This is a genomic window from Streptomyces sp. TG1A-8 (assembly GCF_030499535.1).
GTDB lineage: Bacteria > Actinomycetota > Actinomycetes > Streptomycetales > Streptomycetaceae > Streptomyces.
This window is the reverse complement of sequence record NZ_JASTLB010000001.1, coordinates 4,898,733-4,914,860: the sequence shown is the minus strand read 5'-3', so window position 1 is coordinate 4,914,860 and position 16,128 is coordinate 4,898,733. Positions and strand designations below refer to the sequence as shown.

The window sequence follows — 16,128 nt, the reverse complement described above, 5'->3', positions numbered from 1 at the left end:
CCGTCACCTCGCAGCCGCTGCCCCCGGCGCGGTCACCCTGCACGCCCCGGCGAAACGCGCAGCAGAGTCCAGCCTCCGCCCAAAAGGGGTGCTGCAGGAGGGCGTCGCTCGTGGAGGATGCGTCGCCGTCGTACAAGGGGCACAGGTACCCGGTCGAGGTCATCTGGGACTGCTGCAGGATGAGGTGACACCTGACCCGTCTCTCGCCGTTCGTGCGGCACCACATCAACGTGCTCGGCCGGTACTCCTTCCAGCTCCCAGACCCGCCCGCTGGACTGCGGCCCCCACGAACCCGGATTCCGTCGACGGCGAGTGAGAACGAAGCCCGCCGGCAGCACCAGTGGCGGTGACCATCACCCTGCTGCGCTGTGCAGCGGAACGTAACCCGGAAGCGCTTTCTCGCCGCACGATCGCAAGGTGCTGCGAATCTTGCGGAGTGGTTCACCGGTGGGTGCACCACGTTTCGTGGATCGCGGAGGTGATGTCGTCCCGGGTTCTGGCGGCGAGCCGACGACTGATGGCCAGGCTCAAAGGAATCGCAGGAAGGGGCGGGAGGGTTGCGAGCGGTCGCAGGCCTGGCTCCCGGTCCCGGGTCCGGGGGAGGGCGGTGATGCCGCCGGTGGTCCTGACTGCGGCAAGGAGACTGATGAGGTCGACGCATTCGCGGGCCGGGTGCCTGCCTGATGCTGCCTCGGAGGCGAGAACGCGTTCCCGGATAGCACAGGGGGCGGTGAAGACGATGAGCTTACCCGTCTCCGGCGCCCGGTCGGTGGGGCCGACCCAGGTCAGGGGGAGGTCGGCGATGTGGCGGGTGCCGTGGCCGAGGTCGCCGATCCCGAGCGCGACATCTGCCGAGTGGTCGTGAACGGATTCCCGCACGCGCGCGCTGCGGCGGAACTGCAGCCGGACGGACCGGTCCGGGTAACCATGGTCTGCTACGCAGCCTGCGTCCGGCGCACGGGGGCCAGAGAAGCGTCGATCCTGTTCGCTTTGATCCCCGCAGCCGCCGTAGTTGCGGCCCGGTTCCTGCAAGGCACGTCCATCGACATCACCACCGCTGTCGCCCTCACCTGCGGCGCGCTCGCTTGCATCGCCCAGACCCGATCAGCACGCGCCACGCCCCGGCTGCCCCGGTGCGAAAGAAGCCTGCGCGGTGGCGTCAACGTGGATCCGGCTCCACGGTAGGACGGGGCGGCCAGGACGAGAAACTGACGGGAGGGACAGGCTTGGATCCCTCCCCGTGTCCGCGGGCCGCGGTCAGGCCGGGCAGTGCCCGGGAGAACCACAGCGGCCTGCCGGCCGGTGCGGCGACGGCCTGCACGTTCATCCCGTAACGGCGGTGTTTCACCGAGTAGTACGGCTCGCGCACCGTGATGCGGTCGGTGGCGATCAGGGTGCCGTCGAGGATGGCGAATCCCTCCGGCGGCGGCTCGCGCAGGGCCTCCTGCGGGCTCGGCGAGGACTTCGATCGTCTCGCCCACGTACCGGCCGGCGGTGGCAGCGGAGACGCCGAACCCCGCGGCGCCCTGGCCCGGGGCCTCGTTTTTGCGCAGGTGGACCAGGACGAGCAGGGCCTGCCGGGAAGCAGCTCAGCCTGCGCCAACGGGAGTTCAGCTTCCACCTTCGGGCGTGGATGAGACAGGAAACGTGCTCGACGACCTCCTGCGGGACGTCGAGCACGACACGGTATGGGATCAACAGGGTTTCCTTGTCGGGACGTTGACGAGTGAGATCACCACCGCAACGACAAAAGCCCTGCCACGTCACTGACTGCCACCACCAGTAACGGCCCGGGTCGTCAGCCGACGGGGTCCTGACGGGTTCCGGTCACTGACGCACACGATCCCGTCGTCCTCTGTCCGACGTACACGTCAGGTCAAGGTTCCTCGCGGGTCCTCGCGGGTCATCGGGGGCTCGGTGGGGGTCGCGGTGGGCGGGCCGAACAGAACGGCCCGGGCCACCGAGGGGGTGAACACGGCGGTCAGCGGTGCGGACAGGCTGAGTACGGATCGGAAGGCGGCGCCGACCACGGGGTCGCCGGGGTAGCGGTCCTGGACCCGGCTCAGGTACCAGTGGGCCGCGTGGTCCGCGGCACGGACGGCGACCGCGTTGCCGGTCGCGCCGGGCATGCGCTTGTCCGCTCCGGCCGAGATGTCCCACGCCTGCCGGGACGAAGACAGCAGCGCCCGTTGGACGCGGCGCGTCGTGGGCGTACGACGCGGGCCGGCCAGCACGTCGCGGAGCGCGACCGCGTTCAGGGCGGCGACGGTCATGCCCTGCCCGTAGATCGGGTTGAACGTGCACAGGGCGTCGCCGACTGCCAGGAATCCGGCCGGACGCCGACCGGGCAGATCGTAGCGGCGCCGCACGTTCGCGGTGCGGCGGAAGCCGGAGACCGGTGACAAGGGTTCGGCCGTGCTCAGCCACCGGAACACGAGCGGGTGCGGCAGCTTCTTGGCATAGGCCGCGAACTGTTCCTCGTCCGTGGGCGGTTCGTCGCCGCGCAGGCCGGACAAGGTGACGAGATGGGTGCCGTCTCCCAGAGGCAGGACGACGGCGCCGTAGGTCTGGGACGGGTTGGGGACGATGTAGTAGCCGAGCGCGTCGGTGCCGAGGATGCCGTCCTTGTCACGGTAGACACGAGTGGCGTACGCGAGGCCCGTGTCGATGGTCTCCTCGTGCGGGGCCTGCGCTCCGAGCGCCGTGAGCCACTGCGGGGCCTTCGTGCTCCGGCCGGAGGCGTCCACGACCAGGTCGGCCTCGACCGGCCGTGACTCCGCACGCGCCGCGTCGCCGCGTTCGCGCAGCAGCACGCCACGCACACGTGAGGCGTCCCCCAGGAGACCGACGGCATCCGTGCCCTCCACCACGTTGATCAGCGGGTTGGCGAGAACCCGTCGCCGTACGAGGTGCTCGAGCTGCGGGCGGGGACCGGTATGGTAGTACGCCGATGCGGGCAGTCGGCGGAACCAGCGCCCGTTCTGCCACTGCACCATGTCCGCGGGAATGCCCACCCGGGGTGCTCCCGCCTCCTGCAATTCGTGCAGAAATCCCGGTAGCAACGTTTCCAGAGCCGTCTGCCCGCCTTCCAGCAGGACGTGGATGTGCCGGCTCTGCGGCACGCCCGGACGTGGCTGCGGCGCCTCGGGGAACCGGTCGCGTTCGACGACGGTCACCCGGTCCACGTGGGCGGCGAGGACGTGGGCCGCGAGCAGGCCCGCCAGGCTGCCGCCGACAACCACCGCATGGCGTCCGCCCCAGGTGGTGCCCGACTCCACGTTCTCCCGCGCAGCGTGCATCGAATCCGCTCCCCTGGTTGGTACATCGTGAGAAAAGCACCAGTATCGCGTTTCGCGAGGGGTGGATGATTGGGTTTCGGCTGTTCGGGGACCGCATTTCGATGACCGGTTCGGTCGGTGCGACCATCCGCTTCCCGATATAACTGATCATTTCGGAACGACGCTCGAAGTCGTCGCAAGCAGATGATGCTGCAAGCGAGTGGGAGGGGAGAGCGCCGGCGACCAGTGCGCCGGCACGCGGCCGAAACCGGCCGTGGACGGATACGTCCGCCGGGCGACGGCATCGGACCGGGAGCAGGGCCGGTCCCCGCCCGGTCAGCGGCGGGGGCAGGGGGTGGGCGACGCACACGTCAGGGACCGGGGCGAGCAGTCCACCGGTACGGCGGGCCTGCTCGGCCCGCCGCCGTGTCGGCTTCGCCGTTTGCGGTTGGCGACTTGGTCGGCCGGTTGCGGGATCACCGCTGGGGTCCCTCGTCGCCGTGGGTGCCGGCGGATCACACGGGAGCGGATCACACGGGAGGGGTAGGCCTCGTCCGCCAGGACCAGGTCCGATGTGGTGCGTGGTCCGCCGGTCCGTCGTGGGACTCGGATGCGGGCCACGACCTGTTCGAAGGCGGCAGCGCCGCCGGCCTGGCCGGGATGGGGTGGAACGCCAGGGGACGGCACCGGCCGTCGGTGGCGAGAGGGACCTTGGTGGTCGGTCCACCGCGGGAGCGGCCGAGGGCATGGTCGTCCGGCTCGCCGGCCGGGGCCGCCTTTGACGGGCCCCGGCGCCGGCGACTAGAGGACCGATGAAGATCTTGGGTTTCAGGCGGTGCCCCCGGCCGCCGCCAGCACGGCCTCCGTCACGTGCGGCAGCGACTGCGGGTGCAGCCACAGGAACAGGTTGGGCTCCACCAGCTCCAGTTCCATCAGCCGGGGTTCGCCGTCCTCCCCGTCGACCAGGTCCACGCGCGCGTACAGCAGCCCGGACTCGGCGGGAACAGCCGCCAACGCCTTCTCAGCGACTGCGAGTTCGGCGTCCGTCGGCTGCCAGGGCACCAGGTCGGGGTGGGCCACCTTGTCGGCGTCGTAGGGCGTGCCGGGCGCGAGGACGGCGCCCTTGCGGCTGGCGTGCAGCAGGCGTCCGCCGAAGAACTGCAGCGCCCGCTCCCCGCTGACGTCGACGCGGCGCAGGTACGGCTGCACCATCGCGGTGAGGCCCTCCGCGTGCATCCGCGCCAGCTGCCGCAGCGCCGCCTCCCGCCCGGCGGGCGTGTAGCGGGCGGCGAAGCGGGCACCCGCGCCGGAGGTCGGCTTGATCACGTACTCGTGGTCGGTGGGCAGTCCGGCCGGTTCGCCGGGGGCGACGTAGCGGGTGGGCACCGTGGGCACCCCGGCCGCGGCCAGCTCCCCGAGGTAGCGCTTGTCGGAGTTCCAGCGCACCACGGCGGCCGGATTGGCGAGCCGCGTCACGGCGCCGACCCGCTCCACCCACGCCGCGAACTCGGCGGCACGCCAGCTGTAGTCCCAGGTGGAGCGGATGACGACGAGGTCGTAGCCGGCCCAGTCGGCCGCCGGGTCGTCCCAGTACCGGGACTCGGCCTCGGCACCGGCGCGGATCAGCGCCCGCACCAGCACCGGCAGGTCGCCGTCCAGGCTCGGCCCGGTCCCGGGGTCGTAGGTGGCGAGTGCGATGCGGGGCACGGCGGGCTCCCTGTCGTACGGCGGTCCGGTCGGCCGTGAGGCTAACAAGCGCGCGGCGGGCGGGGACAGGCATTTCGGCCTTCCCCCGCGGTGGGGTCCCGGCGCGGGTGGCGGACGCGGGGGTGGTGCGGGGGCGGCGGGACGGGGTGACCCATGACGAACGGGGGCACCGGCGCATATCGTTCCCGGAGATCGTGACGGTTTCCCCGGCAGTCAAGGAGTGCGCCGCGTGTCCTCCCTCTTCCCCGCCCTGACGGACGGCCCCGGCGAGCGGGTCGCCCTGCGCTTCGGCGAACGGTCGTTGACGTACGCGGGGCTCGCCTCCGCGGCGGGCGCCCTCGCCGCGCGGGTGCGGGACGCCGGCGCCGGCCGGGTGGCCGTGTGGGCCGCCCCCGAGCTGGAGACGGCCGTCGCCGTGACGGGCGCGCTGCTCGCCGGGGTGGCCGTGGTGCCACTGAACCCCAAGTCGGGCGAGAAGGAGCTGGCGCACATCCTCTCCGACAGCGCGCCCGCCCTGCTGCTCGCCGCGCCCGGCGCCGAACTCCCCGACGTGCTGCGGGGCGTGGAGCGGATCGACGTCGACGCGGCGGCGGCCGGCGGCCTCCCCGGGGAGCGGGCCGGCGACGGTGACCCGGCGCTGATCGTCTACACCTCCGGCACCACCGGTCCACCCAAGGGCGCCGTCGTCCCGCGCCGGGCCCTGGCCGCCACCCTGGACGCACTCGCCGACGCCTGGCAGTGGACCGCGGACGACGTCCTGGTGCACGGTCTGCCCCTGTTCCACGTGCACGGACTCGTCCTCGGCACCCTGGGCCCGCTGCGACGCGGCGGCTCGGTGCGGCACCTGGGCCGGTTCACCACCGAGGGCGTGGCGCGCGAGCTGGACTCCGGCGCGACCATGCTGTTCGGGGTGCCGACCATGTACCACCGCATCGCCGAGGCCCTGCCGGACGACCCCGGACTGGCCGGGGCCCTGGGCCGGGCCCGGCTGCTGGTCTCCGGTTCGGCGGCGCTGCCCGTGCACGACCACGAGCGGATCGCGGCGGCGACCGGACGGCGGGTGATCGAGCGGTACGGCATGACCGAGACGCTGATGAACACCAGCGTGCGCGCCGACGGCGAGGCCCGCGCGGGCACGGTCGGGGTGCCGCTGCCGGGGGTGGAGCTGCGGCTGGTGGAGGAGGACGGCACGGAGGTGGCCGCGTACGACGGGGAGACCGTCGGGGAGATCCAGGTGCGCGGCCCGAACCTGTTCACCGAGTACCTCAACCGGCCCGACGCGACCGCCGCCGCCTTCACCGCCGACGGCTGGTTCCGCACCGGGGACGTGGCGGTGCGCGAGCCCGACGGCTACGTGCGCATCGTCGGCCGCAAGGCCACCGACCTGATCAAGAGCGGCGGTTACAAGATCGGGGCGGGCGAGATCGAGAACGCGCTGCTGGAGCACCCCGGGGTGCGGGAGGCGGCGGTCACCGGCGAGCCGGACGCGGACCTGGGCGAGCGGATCGTGGCCTGGATCGTCCCGGCCGACCCGCAGGCACCGCCCTCCGCGCGGGAGCTGGCCGACCACGTGGCCCGGCGCCTGGCCCCGCACAAGCGTCCCCGCGTGGTCCGCCACCTGGACGTCCTGCCCCGCAACGACATGGGGAAGGTCATGAAGCGGGCGCTGACGGCGGACACGGATGCCTGAGCGGCTCTCGGCCCGGGAGATCCTGGCACTGGTCACCGACGGGGCGGACTTCAGCGAACTGCCCGGCCCGGCACGGCGGACGGCGGTGGACGGCCCGCTCGGCTGGCAGGGTTACGACGCCGCCCGCGCCCGTGCCGCCGAGCGCACCGAGGAGCGGGAGTCGGTCGTCTGCGGCACCGCGAGCGTGGGGGGCACCCGGGCCGTGCTGATCGCGTTCGAGTTCGGCTTCCTCGGCGGCTCCCTGGGCGAGCGCACCGGCGACCGGCTGGTGGCGGCCTACACCCACGCCCGCGAACACCGGCTGCCGGTCGTACCGCTGGTCGCCACCGGCGGCAGCCGGATGCAGGAGGGCATGCTCGCGCTGACCCAGCTCCAGCGCGTGGCACGGCAGTCCGTGCTCACCCGGGAGGCGGGGCTGCCGCAGATCGCGGTCCTGCGGGACCCGACGACCGGTGGCGGCTGGGCCACCCTGGGCGCCGGAGCCGACGTGGTCCTGGCCCTCCCGGGCGCCCAGGTCGGCTTCGCCGGTTCCCGCGTCCGTCCGGCCGGTGCCGACCCGGCCGCGTACACGGCGGAGGCGCAGGTGGCGGCGGGTTCGGCGGACGCGGTGGTCCCCGAGGCGGAGCTCCGGGACACGCTGGGGCTGTGGCTGCGGCTGCTGACCACTCCGGCCGCCGAGGCGGCACTACCGCCCGCCCTGGGGGCCGGCGGGCTCCCGGCCACCGGGTGGCAGGCCGTGACCCGGGCCCGCGCGCCCGAGCGCCCCCGCGCCCGCGCCTACCTGGACGCCTGCTTCACCCGTCGGGCCGCCCTCAGCGGCGACCGGTGCGGCGGGAGCGATCCCGACGGGATGCTGTGCGGGTTCGGCGAGCGCGACGGCCGTACCGTGGCGTTCGCGGCGCAGACCGGCACGGCGACCCGGCCCGCCGGGTACCGGACCGCGGCCCGGCTGATCCGGCTCGCGGACCGGCTCGGCATCCCCGTGCTGACCCTGGTGGACACGCCGGGTGCCGCCAATGACGCCGACGCGGAGCGGCAGGGGGCCGGAGCCGCGATCGCCGAGGTGTTCGGCGCGGTGGCCGCCGCCCGGGTCCCGGTCACCACGCTGGTCATCGGCGAGGGCGGCTCGGGCGGGGCGCTCGCCCTGGCCGCGCCCGGCAACACCTGGGCCACACCGGACAGTTACTTCTCGGTGATCGCCCCGGAACTGGCCGCGGCGATCCTCAAGCGCCCGCCCGAGGAGGTGGAGGCGACCGCGGACCAGCTCCGCATCCGCCCGCAGGACCTGGTGGAACTGGGCGTGGTCCGGGGCGTCGTCGGTCCCGCTGACGGCAACCGGGCCTGAACCGGGGCCGCTTCCCGCTGGCGGCGGTGCGGCCGTGCGCACCGGAACGGCGGACGGCGCGGACCGCCTTCCACGACAATGGGTGGAGGGACCGACCGGGGACACGGGGGCGAGCGGCGTCATGGGCAGGCTGGTGGAGTTCCGGACCGAGGACGGTGCCGTCGTCGTCGTGGAGACGAACGACCCCGGGAGCGGCACCCGGCTCGTCGCGCGCGGCGACGGCCCGGCCGCCCAGGCCGCCCAGGCCTTCGAGGGCGCCCTGGACGGCGTGCGCGCGGCGGCCCAGTCCGCGCTGCGGGTCTTCCGCGACGGCGCCCTGCGGCCCGACTCCGTGGAGCTGGAGTTCGGGGTGCGGCTCACGGCGGAGGCCGGCGCGGTCATCGCCAAGGGGGCGGCGGAGGGCCAGCTGGTGGTGCGGCTGGGGTGGACGTCGCGGACCGCGGCGCGGGAGGAGCGCGAGGGGCCTGCGCAGCCCGGGACACCGGCTGCGGCGGGTCCGCCCCCGGTGCCGGCGGCCGCGCCGGAGCCGGCCCCCCGGTCCTGAGGGCCCCCGGGACGCCCGGGCGTCCTTCGAGCGTGCCCCGCCCGTCGCCGCCTGGCCCCGCCCGTCACCGCCCGGGCCCGTCCGGTCGGGACTCCCGCCCCCGGACCCCCGTTCGGCCGCGCCCCGCCCGGCCCCCTCCAGAAGGCGCCCGCGCCGGCGCGCCGCGCAGGATGGAGCGGTGAGGCCCGCCGCGCCGGCGGCACCGCTCGGCCTGCGTACTCGGGAGGACCTGCCGTGACCGTCAGTCTGGAGCATTTGCGCCGCTGTCACTTCGCCGTCGACCTGGGAGCGGCCCGCACCCGGGTGTACGTCAAGGGTGCCGGACTCGTCGTCGACCAGCCCTCCGTCGTCGCCGTGAACACCCGGACCGGCGCACTGATCGCGGTGGGCGAGTTCGCGGAGAGGATGACCGGGCGGACACCGGGCTACATCAGGGTCGCGCGGCCCGTGTCCGGTGGCACGGTGGTCGACATCGAGATGGCGCAGCGCATGCTGCGGCACCTGCTCGGCGACAAGGTGCGCCGCGCCCTGCGTCGCAGGCCCCGGCTGCGCGCGGCGGCCTGCACCCCGCACGACGCCGACCCGCTGGCCCGGCGGGCGACGACCGAGACGCTGGTCGGGCTCGGGGCGCGCCGGGTGGAGCTGGTGGACACGCTGATCGCGGCGGCCGTCGGCTGCGGACTGCCCGTGGAGCGGCCCGAGGCCAGCATGATCATGGTGTGCGGGGCGGCGGCGACCCAGGTGGCCGTGCTCTCCCTCGGGTCCATCGTGACGGCCGAGCGGGTCCCGGTGGGCGGCGAGGCCGTGGACCGCGCGATCGTGCAGCACCTGCGGCACGCGCACGAGCTGGTGCTGCCCAGCCAGTCGGTCCGGCCGCTGCAGTTGGCGCTGTCCGACAACGGGCTCACCCCGCGAGGGCCGACGTCCACCGAGATCCACGGGCGGGACGTGGCCACCGGGCGGATCCGCACCGTGCGGGTCGACACCGCCGCCGTGCGCAACGCCATCCAGACCCCGCTGACGGCCGTCCTGGACGGCATCGGCAAGGTGCTGCGCGACTGCCCGCCGGACCTGGTGGCCGACCTCGCCGACCGCGGGATCATGATGGTCGGCGGCTCCGCCCTGCTGCCCGGCCTGGACCGGATGCTCCACCAGGCCACCGGCGTCCCGGTGCGCATCGCGGAGCGGCCCGACGTGTGCGCCGTCCACGGGCTCGGCGCCATGCTGGAGGGCCGGATCCAGCCGCTGACGCTGAGCCCGCTGGCCGGCTGACCCGGCCGGGGCGTCCGCCGGCGGGGCGCGCCGGCCGCGGGCCGCCGGCCGGCGTGGTCGGTATCAGTAGGGGAGTATGCGCCCCGAGGGCGTCCTGCGGTCGATCTCCTGCTCGCGCGGGGCGGGCCGCCGACTGACACGCACCCGGATCCGACGGTCCATGACGCCCTCCTCCTGCCGAAACGGCCCGGCGGTGGACGCCGGTAGGAGGACCGTGCCCAGAACAGGGCAGGTCCAAGCCCCCACGGGCTCAACTCGTTTGACCCGGACCCGCCTTGCCCGCGGCTCGGCGGGCCGGCCGGCCGGCGGGCGGGTACCGTCGCGGGGCGCGGTCCGGCCGTCCGGTGAGCCGGGCCGGCCCGCGGTCGTCCGGCCCGCGGTCGTACGCGGTGCCGTCCCGGAGCCGGACCGTCACCGTGAGCCGGTCGCCGCGGGGGCGCGGACGGCCCCGGCGGTCCCGGTCCACTCGAAGTCGGCCGCCGCGCCCGCCGGTTCCGGCTTCCCACGGGAGCGCTGGTCGGCGGCCCTCCGCGCGCGTGGTGCGCGGTGCGTGGTGGGGCGGGTGGGATTCGAACCCACGGCCGACGGATCATGAGTCCTCCTCGGACCTTCCGCTCCGGCCCCGCTCTTGCCCCGGCCTTCCCGTAACCGCACGTCAGAGGAGCTTCGCGGTTCTGGCTCCGCGCCGGCCCTCCTGGTCCTTCCGGGTCCTTCCGGGGCCTTCCCGGGGCCTTCCCGGGTCCTCCCCTCCCCTGCATGTCCCCTGGCGGTCGGCAGAGCCCTGCCGTGAGGGGAATATGGGGGACGCCGGGCTTGCACCATCCCGCCTCCGGCAGCGGAATCACCTCCCCCACGGGGAGAGCCGGCCCCTGTCCCTGTCCTTCCCCCTCGCCACAAGGCCTCTGCCGGAGCCCTTTCACAGCCCGTGCCGGTCAAGGATGGCCATCAGCTTCCGCCTGCGTTTCAGTTCCGTCCGCAGGTCGGTCAGAAAGAGGGTGAACGCGTCCTCGGTCCCCAGCGCGCGATGGCAGTCACGGGCAGCCTGGAGCAGCCGTGCCAGGTGCGCGTAGGCACGGTCACCCGTCGGCTCCTTCGACCGCTCGATCAGCCGCAGGTACACGCCGAGCGCCTCGGCCGGGCGCGTCTCGCGCGACAGATCGGCGAGCTGCGCCCACTGCCGGTCGTCGGCGTGGTCGGCGGCCTCCCGCCAGGCGGCGTCCAGGTCGCCGTCGTCGAGCAACGCGTCGATCAGCACGGGCCCGCCGTACCGGCCGCCGCGCTCACGACGGGCGCCCTCCTCCAAGGTGGCCAGCGCCGCAGCGCGCTCGGCCTCCCAGCAGTCCGCCGCGTCGGCGACGGCGCGCAACTGGCGGTAGGCGGCCAGGGACCGCTCGACACGGAACCGGTCCCGGCGCACCGCGACCGCGTCGGCCGTCCGCCCCGTCTGCGCGTACCGCGCGCACACGTAGTCGACCAGACGGTCGTCGATGTACGTCCGGGCGGCGCACTCCCGCAGTCCGCGCTCCGCCCAGGCAAGCGCCTCGGCCGCACGCCCCGCCGACTCCAGCTCCTCGGCGATGAGCAGATGGGTCGCACCGGTCGGGCCGAGGTCCTGCGCGTGCAGGGCGACCAACGCGTCGACGTCACCCCCGGCCTTGATCAGACGCTCCATCAGGTACCGCTCCGCCCAGCCGGACGGCCTGCGCCCGAGCGCCTCGGTCGCCAGCTGCCGTATGCGGGCCAGCCCGCTCGGCCCCAGCACGTCGGCGTAGTCCAGCGGATCCAGGTCTGTCACGTCGTTGCTGCCGTCGAGCACCGTGCCGACCAGCCAGTCGGCCAGCCGAGCCGGATCGGGGCGTGCGGCCCCGCAAGCCTCCAGATGGGCCTCGGCCACCGCGGCGGCGGCCTCCCCGACCACACCGTCGGAGTCGTCGATCTCCCCGTATGCCTCCCCCAGCACCCGGATCGCCTCCTCGGCCAGTCCGACCGCCTGCGCCGCCTGCCCATCGGCGGTCAGGGCGCGCAGCGCGCTCGCCGCCTCGGCGACTTGTCGCGCATACCCGGAGGCATCCGCGTACTCGATGCATCCGTACCGGGCGAACGGCCGCGGATCGGTCAGGGCGACGATCCGGTCCCGGACCGTACCGAGGTCGCAACGAGCAGCGGCTGCCCGCAGCTCCAGACGCCTTCGCAATTCCCGGTCCTCGGCGATCTGCTCCCGCACCAGCGCCAGGAGCTCGTCACGCGACAGCGCCGAAAGCCACGCCTCCAAGCCGGAAGCCCGCGCTCGTGCCGCGGCTCGCTGCTGGGGGATCGTCTTCACCCGCCGCAGCACGGTGAGCCCGACCGCCACACAGTGCTTGCAGAAGTTGCCCTCCTGCCCGTACGGGCAGTCGCACCACGCCGAGACCCCCTCGTCGCCGAGCGTGAGCTCCACCTCGTAGACGTCCGTACCGTGCACCACGGCGGTGACCGAGCCCTCCCCCACCTCCAGCCCGCTCACCGCGTCCAGGTACCCCAGCCCTCGCTCGAAGGACCGGGTCCCGGCCAGCGCCCTCACATCGTCCTCGCCGAACCCCACCACTTTCAGTGCCACACCGGTATTCAACCGCGGAAGGCGGGCCGGGGAGCGCCGGAGGTCCCGGCCATCCCCCGGTACGAGTCCTGCACAACCGGAACGGACTGCCCATCGTCGCGGAGCTGTCCCCGCGCAGGAGGCGATGGCTCCGACTCGCAGACGAACACGGTCAAGGCTTACGAGTCGGCCCCGCGCACGCGGGGATCGCTCGGAGAGGGCCCCGCGCGGGTGTTCCCCCAGCAGTCGGCCCGGGGCACGCAGGTGATCAGACTCGCGCGTCTCGCTGCTGAACTTCCTTGAGGACTCCGGCCACTGTCGCGAAGTCACTGTCCACGTGGAGGACAGTGTGCCCATGGTGCACGGCTGTCGCGCACGCCAACAGGCCGATCGCTCCAGCCGCCCGATGCCGACCCTGCCGGGTCAGCTTGTACCGGGCGGTGTCGACCCAACGCCAGGCGTTCTCCGGGACCGGAGAGTGCAAGCAGAGCGCGTCCAGTTCTTCCGCCGGCTCGTCCCGGTGGGAGGAGCTGGTTGCCGAATGGAGGGATTCGGTCCGCGTCGGCTCGCAGAGGTGGAACACCCCGGCGGCGATGTGCACCCCCCAGGGGCGCAGCGCACCCGGGGTGCGGAACAGGTGCCACAGAGCCGAGGTGTCCACCAGGTACGTGACCACTCGAAGGCCTCGCGTCGCGCACGCCTCTCGGCGTCACGCGCCGCTGCGACCTCCTCGAACTCGCCACGCGCACCTCGCGCGGCCAGCTTCTCCGCGGCCTCAAGCCGCCTGATCCGCGCCACGTAGTCCCGAAGAGCCGTGTGGACGGTCTCCTCCTTCGTCGTGGCACCCATGAGCCGCATGGCCTCGGCCGGCGCCTCGTCGTCGAGATCAACCCGTGTGACGGACGCCGGGCACCTCCGGTGTCCACGATGTACGCATCCACGGCACATCGCCAACACTGGAGCGGCCACCGATCACAGACAGGCCACTCCATGGGGTGCAGGACGCGGAGGCGTTTCCATCTGAACCACTTCCCGGCCCAGGGCGGACAGCAGGGCTGTCCCACCTCGCGCAAAACACCCCATGAACCCTGTATCCGGCTTGACCGGAATCGACGTCCCGATTCCGTCCTGCCGATCATGGACATGCCTTGAAGGCGCGCCACCAGCATCCCTCGGGTCACTCGCCAGCCACTAAAGTTGCTGGTCGGAAGGCTTCTCCCCGCGTAGCGCGTGGTGGGGCGGGTGGGACTCGAACCCACGGCCGACGGATTATGAGTCCGCTGCTCTAACCGGCTGAGCTACCGCCCCATAGCGGCGTGTCGCGTACATGTGTGCGCGCCGTCTGCCGCAGCATAGCCGCTCATACGATCTCCTGCTTCGGCTGGTCGGCCTCCGCACCGCTTCCCGACCTGAGACCGCGCGCGCCGCGGCCGCGGTTCCCCGGCACATGAAAAAGGACCCCTTCGGGGTCCTCGTTCAGCGTGCTCCCCCGACTGGACTCGAACCAGTAACCTGCCGGTTAACAGCCGGCTGCTCTGCCAATTGAGCTACGGAGGACCGAAGCTCCCCCGACTGGACTCGAACCAGTAACCTGCCGGTTAACAGCCGGCTGCTCTGCCAATTGAGCTACGGAGGATCGCCTCGTCTGCATCGAACCTACCCGCCTGGGTATTCGCCAGAAGGCGGGCGCTCGCTGCGACACATACATTAGCGCAAGCAGGGGGGTGCTTCGCCAATCGGCACCCCCCGGCGCCGACGCCGCACCAGACAGCTACACAGGGAAAGGGTGGCAGCCATGCGCTACCGGCTCACGTTCGTCGCCGGACTGGCCCTCGGTTACGTACTCGGCACGAGGGCCGGTCGCGAGCGCTACGAACAGCTGAAGAAGTCCGCGCGCCAGATCGCGCAGAACCCCACCGTCCGGAACACCGCGGAGACGGCCGCCCAGCAGGGCCGCCAGTACGCCGGCAAGGCGCTCCACACGGTCAGCGACAGGATGGGCGACCGCGTCCCGGAGTCCGTGGCCCAGCGGGTGCGCTCGCTGCGGGACCGCGACGTCAACGGCGCGGGCGGGGACGACTGGGGCACCAGCACCACCTGACGATCGCGTCCCCCGTGCCGGGCCCGCCGGCACGGGGGATCCGCGCGCGGGCCTCCCCCGGCCGGAGCAACCGTCGCGGTACGGCAGAATTCCGGTCATGGGGATAGTCGCCGGGTTGGACAGCTCGCCCGATTTCACGCGCATCGTGGTCTGTGACACGGACACCGGGGCGGTGCTCCGCCAGGGGTACGCCCCCCATCCGGTCGAGGCACCGGAGGGCACCTCACGGCCGAGCGACGTGGACCCGCAGGCCTGGCTGCTGTCCCTCGGCGAGGCCGCCGGGGGCGGCCTGCTGGAGGGCGTACAGGCCATCGGCGTCTCCGCCCAGCAGAACGCGCTGGTCCCGCTCGACGCGCAGGGCAACACCGTGCGCCCGGCGCTGGTCGGCGGCGACAAGCGGGCGCAGGTGGCGGCGGCCGACCTGGTCGACGCGCTCGGCGGCCGGGAGGCCTGGGCGCAGGCGGTCGGCTGTGTGCCGCAGGCCGCGCAGCCCGTCACCAAGCTGCGCTGGCTCGCGAAGAACGAACCCGAGAACGCGCTGCGCACGGCCGTGCTGCTGCAGGCCCACGACTGGCTGGTGTGGCAGTTGCTCGGGCGGCCCGTGCGGCGGACCACCGACCGCGGGGGCGCCTCGGGCACCGGGTACTGGTCCGCCGCCACCGGCGGCTACCGGCCCGACCTGATCGAACTGGCCCTCGGTCACCAGGCGGTGCTGCCGGAGGTCATCGGCCCGTCGGACGCGGCCGGGACGACCCCGGAAGGCCTGCTGATCTCCGCCGGGAGCGGGGAGACCATGGCCGCCGCGTTCGGGCTGGGACTCGGCCTGGGGGACGCGGTCGTCTCGCTCGGGGCCTCGGGCTCGGTGATGGCCGTGCACCCGGAGGCGCTCGCCGACCAGTCCGGGATGATCACCTCGCTGGCCGACGCCACCGGGATGCACCTGCCGGTCGTCACCACCCTCAACGCCGTGCGCACCCTGCGCGGCACCTGCGAACTGCTCGGCCTGCCCGATCTGGAGACCCTCTCCGAGCTGGCGATGAAGTCCACGCCGGGGGCGCACGGGCTGGTGCTGCTGCCCTACCTGGAGGGCGAGCGCACGCCGCACCTGCCGCACACCGCGGGCACCCTCGCCGGGCTGCGGCGCGAGTCGATGCGGCCCGAACACCTGGCGCGGGCCGCTTTCGAGGGCATGCTGTGCGGACTAGCCGACGCCCTCGACGTGCTGCGCGGACGGGGCGTGGAGGTGCGGCGGATCTTCCTGCTCGGACCGGCCGCGGAGCTGCCCGCCGTACAGGCGGCGGCGCCCGCGCTGTTCGGCGCGCAGGTCGTCGTGCCGCAGCCCGCCGACTACGCGGCGATCGGCGCCGCCCGGCAGGCGGCCTGGGCGCTCGGGGTGTCGCGGGGCACGCTCGACCCGCGCACCCCGCCGGCCTGGCAGGGGGCGGCGGCGCAGGTGCTGGAGCCCGGCGACGAGCTGGCCGTGGGTCAGGCGGTGCGCCAGCAGTTCGTGTCCGTGCGCGAGCAGACCCACCCGGGGGCGCTCCGCCCGTGACCCGCCGGCGCGCGGCCGGCCGGGCCGTCGCCCGCCGGCGCTCCCCGCTCCCCGCTCCCCGCTC

Annotated in this window: 13 protein-coding genes, 3 tRNA genes and 3 pseudogenes; 8 read left to right on the top strand and 11 right to left on the bottom strand. The window is 73.7% G+C overall.

The window, feature by feature from the left end; translation table 11 throughout:
- Positions 1 to 441 precede the first annotated feature (441 nt).
- Positions 442 to 879, bottom strand: a complete 438-nt coding sequence (locus QQY24_RS34805; protein ID WP_367658009.1) for a hypothetical protein — start codon at positions 877 to 879, stop codon at positions 442 to 444.
- On the opposite strand from QQY24_RS34805, the gene QQY24_RS21500 reads away from it, so the two are divergent.
- Complete coding sequence (locus tag QQY24_RS21500) at positions 817 to 1,185, top strand: hypothetical protein (protein ID WP_301976427.1); 369 nt, start codon at positions 817 to 819, stop codon at positions 1,183 to 1,185. The genes QQY24_RS34805 and QQY24_RS21500 overlap by 63 nt on opposite strands.
- Here the strand turns inward: QQY24_RS21500 and QQY24_RS21495 are convergent.
- Positions 1,161 to 1,701: pseudogene (locus QQY24_RS21495) on the bottom strand (transposase family protein); the annotation flags it as partial. The gene QQY24_RS21500 and the pseudogene QQY24_RS21495 sit on opposite strands and share 25 nt — an antisense overlap.
- Here QQY24_RS21495 and QQY24_RS21490 point away from each other — a divergent pair.
- Positions 1,648 to 1,770 (top strand): hypothetical protein, encoded by a 123-nt coding sequence (locus tag QQY24_RS21490; RefSeq protein ID WP_301976426.1) that lies wholly within the window; start codon positions 1,648 to 1,650, stop codon positions 1,768 to 1,770. The pseudogene QQY24_RS21495 and the gene QQY24_RS21490 overlap by 54 nt on opposite strands.
- Before the next feature lie 101 nt (positions 1,771 to 1,871).
- Here the strand turns inward: QQY24_RS21490 and QQY24_RS21485 are convergent, their stop codons facing one another.
- The 3 genes and pseudogenes from QQY24_RS21485 to QQY24_RS21475 form a co-directional block, all read right to left on the bottom strand.
- Positions 1,872 to 3,299, bottom strand: a complete 1,428-nt coding sequence (locus QQY24_RS21485; protein WP_301974333.1) for an NAD(P)/FAD-dependent oxidoreductase — start codon at positions 3,297 to 3,299, stop codon at positions 1,872 to 1,874.
- A 393-nt stretch (positions 3,300 to 3,692) separates the two neighbouring features.
- Positions 3,693 to 4,039: pseudogene (locus QQY24_RS21480) on the bottom strand (IS5/IS1182 family transposase); the annotation flags it as partial.
- Positions 4,040 to 4,106: 67 nt separating this feature from the next.
- Complete coding sequence (locus tag QQY24_RS21475) at positions 4,107 to 4,985, bottom strand: RimK family alpha-L-glutamate ligase (protein WP_301974332.1); 879 nt, start codon at positions 4,983 to 4,985, stop codon at positions 4,107 to 4,109.
- 229 nt (positions 4,986 to 5,214) lie between these two features.
- On the opposite strand from QQY24_RS21475, the gene QQY24_RS21470 reads away from it, so the two are divergent.
- The 4 genes from QQY24_RS21470 (at position 5,215) to QQY24_RS21455 (ending at position 9,836) form a co-directional block, all read left to right on the top strand.
- Positions 5,215 to 6,675, top strand: coding sequence for an acyl-CoA synthetase (locus QQY24_RS21470; protein WP_301974331.1), 1,461 nt, complete (start codon positions 5,215 to 5,217; stop codon positions 6,673 to 6,675).
- Positions 6,668 to 8,020 carry a carboxyl transferase domain-containing protein gene (locus QQY24_RS21465; protein ID WP_301974330.1) on the top strand — a complete coding sequence of 451 codons (1,353 nt, stop codon included), beginning with the start codon at positions 6,668 to 6,670 and terminating at the stop codon, positions 8,018 to 8,020. Before QQY24_RS21470 ends, QQY24_RS21465 begins: the two co-directional genes overlap by 8 nt.
- Positions 8,021 to 8,141: 121 nt before the next feature.
- Positions 8,142 to 8,564 carry a CU044_2847 family protein gene (locus QQY24_RS21460; RefSeq protein WP_301976317.1) on the top strand — a complete coding sequence of 141 codons (423 nt, stop codon included), beginning with the start codon at positions 8,142 to 8,144 and terminating at the stop codon, positions 8,562 to 8,564.
- A gap of 234 nt (positions 8,565 to 8,798) precedes the next feature.
- Positions 8,799 to 9,836, top strand: coding sequence for a rod shape-determining protein (locus QQY24_RS21455; RefSeq protein ID WP_301974329.1), 1,038 nt, complete (start codon positions 8,799 to 8,801; stop codon positions 9,834 to 9,836).
- 916 nt (positions 9,837 to 10,752) lie between these two features.
- Here QQY24_RS21455 and QQY24_RS21450 read toward each other — a convergent pair.
- From QQY24_RS21450 to QQY24_RS21425, 6 genes and pseudogenes are all read right to left on the bottom strand, one after another.
- Complete coding sequence (locus QQY24_RS21450) at positions 10,753 to 12,432, bottom strand: SWIM zinc finger domain-containing protein (RefSeq protein ID WP_301974328.1); 1,680 nt, start codon at positions 12,430 to 12,432, stop codon at positions 10,753 to 10,755.
- Between the two features lie 247 nt (positions 12,433 to 12,679).
- Positions 12,680 to 13,087, bottom strand: coding sequence for a PIN domain-containing protein (locus QQY24_RS21445; RefSeq protein ID WP_301974326.1), 408 nt, complete (start codon positions 13,085 to 13,087; stop codon positions 12,680 to 12,682).
- Positions 13,087 to 13,359 (bottom strand): annotated as a pseudogene (locus QQY24_RS21440) (type II toxin-antitoxin system VapB family antitoxin); the annotation flags it as partial. The pseudogene QQY24_RS21440 and the gene QQY24_RS21445, both read right to left, overlap by 1 nt.
- 283 nt (positions 13,360 to 13,642) lie before the next feature.
- Positions 13,643 to 13,719 (bottom strand) — tRNA-Ile (locus QQY24_RS21435).
- Positions 13,720 to 13,895: 176 nt separating this feature from the next.
- A tRNA-Asn gene (locus QQY24_RS21430) sits at positions 13,896 to 13,968 on the bottom strand.
- Between the two features lie 6 nt (positions 13,969 to 13,974).
- Positions 13,975 to 14,047, bottom strand: a tRNA-Asn gene (locus QQY24_RS21425).
- 159 nt (positions 14,048 to 14,206) lie between these two features.
- Here QQY24_RS21425 and QQY24_RS21420 point away from each other — a divergent pair.
- Positions 14,207 to 14,512 carry a YtxH domain-containing protein gene (locus QQY24_RS21420; protein WP_301974325.1) on the top strand — a complete coding sequence of 102 codons (306 nt, stop codon included), beginning with the start codon at positions 14,207 to 14,209 and terminating at the stop codon, positions 14,510 to 14,512.
- Positions 14,513 to 14,609: 97 nt separating this feature from the next.
- Positions 14,610 to 16,064, top strand: coding sequence for an FGGY-family carbohydrate kinase (locus QQY24_RS21415; protein WP_301974324.1), 1,455 nt, complete (start codon positions 14,610 to 14,612; stop codon positions 16,062 to 16,064).
- Positions 16,065 to 16,128: the final 64 nt, after the last annotated feature.

Bases quoted from the DNA above. Each gene is read 5' to 3' on its own strand.
- QQY24_RS21485 (WP_301974333.1), bottom strand. From the start codon at position 3,299: ATGCACGCTGCGCGGGAGAACGTGGAGTCGGGCACCACCTGGGGCGGA.
- QQY24_RS21465 (WP_301974330.1), top strand. From the start codon at position 6,668: ATGCCTGAGCGGCTCTCGGCCCGGGAGATCCTGGCACTGGTCACCGAC.
- QQY24_RS21460 (WP_301976317.1), top strand. From the start codon at position 8,142: ATGGGCAGGCTGGTGGAGTTCCGGACCGAGGACGGTGCCGTCGTCGTC.
- QQY24_RS21420 (WP_301974325.1), top strand. From the start codon at position 14,207: ATGCGCTACCGGCTCACGTTCGTCGCCGGACTGGCCCTCGGTTACGTA.
- QQY24_RS21415 (WP_301974324.1), top strand. From the start codon at position 14,610: ATGGGGATAGTCGCCGGGTTGGACAGCTCGCCCGATTTCACGCGCATC.